This is a genomic window from Pseudonocardia sp. SID8383 (assembly GCF_009864975.1).
Classification (GTDB): domain Bacteria; phylum Actinomycetota; class Actinomycetes; order Mycobacteriales; family Pseudonocardiaceae; genus Pseudonocardia; species Pseudonocardia alni.
The window spans coordinates 1-1,867 of record NZ_WWFY01000324.1 but is presented as its reverse complement, the minus strand read 5'-3'; the positions used below and the strand labels follow the sequence as shown (position 1 = coordinate 1,867).

Sequence of the window (1,867 nt, the reverse complement as noted above, 5' to 3'; positions counted from 1 at the left end):
CCATCGTGTTCGGGGTCCCCGCCGCGCGCTCCCTGCGCCGCTGGCTCGACCACGGCCGACCGGCGCTGGCGACCCCGTCGTCGCCGCCGGCGCTGCTGCTGGGCGTGCGGGGCGGGCGGCTGGACCCGCGCGTCGCACGGACCGTCGTGCACCGTGCGATCCGGGCGGTACCGGGCGTCCCCGACGTCGGACCGCACGGTCTGCGGCACGCCGCGGCGACCCATCTGCTCGAGGGCGGAGCAGACCTTCGTTACGTACAGGAGTTGCTCGGTCACGCTACGCTGTCGACGACACAGCTCTACACGCATGTGACCGTCGACCGGTTGAAGGTGGTTCATGACCAGGCGCACCCTCGGGCCTGAGGCGTCCCCCACGACGCCCCGCCGTCCCGACGCGTTCCCCACCGCCCTGGCCACGGCCCTCGACCGGAGGGCCGCAGGCGCCGACATGCCCCGCGCGGCCGTCCTCGTACCGGTCCCCGACCCACCCGGGCACCCGCGCCGCGGCCCCCGCGACGTCACCACCGGACGACCGTCGGCGGGCGTGGCCCCGGCGTGCATCGCACTCGTCCCGGCGACGGGCCGGGCGCCCCGCGACACGCCCGACGGCGCACCGGATCACCTGAACGAGACCGTCGAGCCGGCTGTCGTGCCGCTGTGGCGCGAGTTCCTCGCCACCCGCGCCCCCGCCGCGCGACGATGCCTGGTCGAGCACCACGCCCCGCTCGTACGCGGTGTGGGGACGAAGCTGGCGGTGCGGTTGCCGTCGTCGATCGAGCTCGCCGACCTGCTGCAGTCCGGGACGTTCGGTCTGATGGAGGCCGTCGACCGGTTCGACCCCGGCCGCGGGATCCGGTTCGAGGCCTACGCGGCCCAGCGGGTCCGGGGCGCCATGCTCGACGAGCTGCGTTCCCAGGACTGGGTGCCCCGCACCGTGCGGGCGCGCAGCCGCGAGGTCGAACGGGCCCGTGAGGCGGTGCAGTTCCGCTCCGGGCGCCCCGCGACCGACGGCGAACTCGCCGCGGAGCTGGGCGTCGCGGTGCGCGACCTCCGTCAGGCCCGGCGGCCGATGTACCTGGTCAGCGCCGAGGACCTCGGCGCGGGCGGCCCGGCGGGCTCGCCGCTGTGGACGCTCCCGGCCGACGACTCGGTGGACCCGGTGACCGCGGCGGTCCGGAGGGAGACCGGGGCGGAGCTGCGTGCCGCGATCGGGCTGCTGGGGGAGCGGGACCGGCTGGTCGTGCGTCTCTACTACGTCGAGAACCGGACGCTGGCCGAGATCGGCGGGGTCCTCGGGGTCACCGAGTCCCGGGTCTGCCAGCTCCACGCCCGGGTGATCACCCGGCTGCGGGCGTCGATGCAGCCGGCGCTGGCGGGCTGACCCGGTCCGGAGCGTCCTCCGCGGTCTCCGGCGCCCCCTCCCAGGGGAGCAGCCGCACCCGGGGAGGCCGCAGCAGGACCAGTGGGTCCAGGTGGTCGAGCCGCTCCCGGCGCACGCCCCAGTGCAAGCAGGCCGCGATCGGGCACCCGATGTGCCCGGGTTCCAGCGTCCCCACCGGGTCGCCCCCGGCGAGCCGCGTCCCGGCGACGACAGCGGCGGTCACCGGCTCGTAGGTGCTCCGCAACCCGTCGGGGTGGTCGACGGAGACGACGCCGCGCCCGGCGATCCGCCCGGCGAACACCACCACCCCCTCCCGTGCGACGAGCACCGCCTGCCCGGGGGAGCCGCCGAGGTCGGCGCCGCGGTGCCCGCGGCCGTAGCGGAACGCGGGCTTGCGGAACACCGCGGTGACCGCCGGGGGCGGGAGCAGCGGCCACGCGTAGTCCGCCCCCGGGGCCGGGATCCCCGCTCCGGGCGGCCGCGGCGG

General features: G+C 77.0%; 3 protein-coding genes. 2 read left to right on the top strand and 1 reads right to left on the bottom strand.

From position 1 onward, the window contains the following. A partial coding sequence (locus tag GTW08_RS07805; RefSeq protein WP_161151688.1) for a tyrosine-type recombinase/integrase occupies window positions 1–362 on the top strand: 362 nt, incomplete at its 5' end. Beyond that, complete coding sequence (locus GTW08_RS07800; protein ID WP_073578172.1) at window positions 337–1,380, top strand: FliA/WhiG family RNA polymerase sigma factor; 1,044 nt, start codon at window positions 337–339, stop codon at window positions 1,378–1,380. The genes GTW08_RS07805 and GTW08_RS07800, both read left to right, overlap by 26 nt. Here GTW08_RS07800 and GTW08_RS07795 read toward each other — a convergent pair. Then, on the bottom strand, window positions 1,337–1,867 hold a 531-nt coding region (locus GTW08_RS07795), incomplete at its 5' end, for a peptidoglycan DD-metalloendopeptidase family protein (protein ID WP_161151687.1). The genes GTW08_RS07800 and GTW08_RS07795 overlap by 44 nt on opposite strands.

What these genes read in the sequence shown, in the direction of transcription:
- GTW08_RS07800 (WP_073578172.1), top strand. Translation starts at nt 337, where the DNA reads ATGACCAGGCGCACCCTCGGGCCTGAGGCGTCCCCCACGACGCCCCGC.